At 58.3% G+C, this 1,313-nt stretch carries 1 pseudogene; it reads left to right on the top strand.

From position 1 onward, the window contains the following. The first annotated feature begins 61 nt into the window (after positions 1-61). Positions 62-1,109, top strand: a pseudogene (locus tag IVB48_RS35245) (IS110 family transposase). Positions 1,110-1,313 lie beyond the last annotated feature (204 nt).

Here is a 1,313-nt window from a genome sequence, read left to right on the forward strand (position 1 = left end):
AATGGGATGACCCGCCCCGTCCTCTCAGTCAGACTGAGTTGGCTTTTGAAAGGAGGAAGCAATGAGGACACGGAACAAGCCCAGGCCGGCAACGGTGTTTGGGATCGACATTGGCAAGAACCTTTTCCACGTCGTTGGGCTCGACGCCGCCGGAATGCCGATCCAGAAGGCGACCTTTCGGCGCGATACGCTCTTGCAGTTCTTCGAACGTGCAGGACCGGCTTTGGTGGGGATGGAGGCCTGCTCCGGCTCGCAATGGTTGGCCCGCAAGATCGCCGCCATGGGGCACACCGTTCGCATTATCCCAGCTCAATTCGTGAAGCCATATGTGAAGTCCAACAAAAATGACATCATCGATGCCGCGGCGATCGCCGAAGCCGTGACCAACGATGCGCTTCGTCGAGCTAAGGTCGCCTGAGCACATTGACCTGCAAGCGCTGCATCGTGTTCGCGATCGGATGATGTCGCAACGGACGTGCCTCATCAATCAGATGCGCGCTTTTTGCCTGGAATATGGGATCGCTATTCACCAGGGCGCCGGCAAGTTCAAGGCTGATCTGCCGAGGGTTTTGGCCGATCAGTCGAATGATCTAACCTCGGCGATGCGTCGCATTCTTGCATCTACATTTGACGAGCTGCGGCAGCTGGAGCTGCGGATTGCCGAGGTCAACCGCGAGATTGAGGCAATTGCCTCTCAAAGCGATACCGCACGTCGATTGATGACCATCCCGGGCATTGGTCCGCTGGCCGCGACGGCGCTTTTGGCAGCAGCTGGATCTGCCCGCCAGTTCAAAAAGGCCCGCGATATGGCAGCTTGGCTAGGTCTTGTCCCGAGAGAATATTCTACGGGAGGCAGAACGAAGCTGCTGGGGATAAGCAAGCGCGGCAATCGATATCTGCGCCGGATGATCATCCATGGCGCCCGTTCCTGCGTGACTCATCTTGATCGCTCGCGATACCGCCTTGGCGCGTGGCTTGATGGACTTCAGGCACGCATGCACACTAACAAGGTCACCGTCGCCTTGGCGGCCAAGATTGCGCGGATCGCATGGGTGGTGATGACCAAGCCCGGCGCAAGCTACGAACGGCGGGATCCGGCCTTTAGCTGATCCCGTTTGTTCCAGACTGCGAGGTTCGTGAAGGTGATGACGAAACAGTCGATCGGCGCGCCGTAAACCCTGTGCAAAAAAGCGGGCTTCGAGCCCGAACCATTTATCTGGGAACGGCACGCGCGGATCTCATCATGGCCTGGCCGCAACAGCGGCCCACTTGCAAGAGGCCGGATACATTTGTGCAGACTGCATCGTCCTCAT

This window comes from Bradyrhizobium sp. 76, assembly GCF_023073025.1.
Taxonomy (GTDB): domain Bacteria; phylum Pseudomonadota; class Alphaproteobacteria; order Rhizobiales; family Xanthobacteraceae; genus Bradyrhizobium.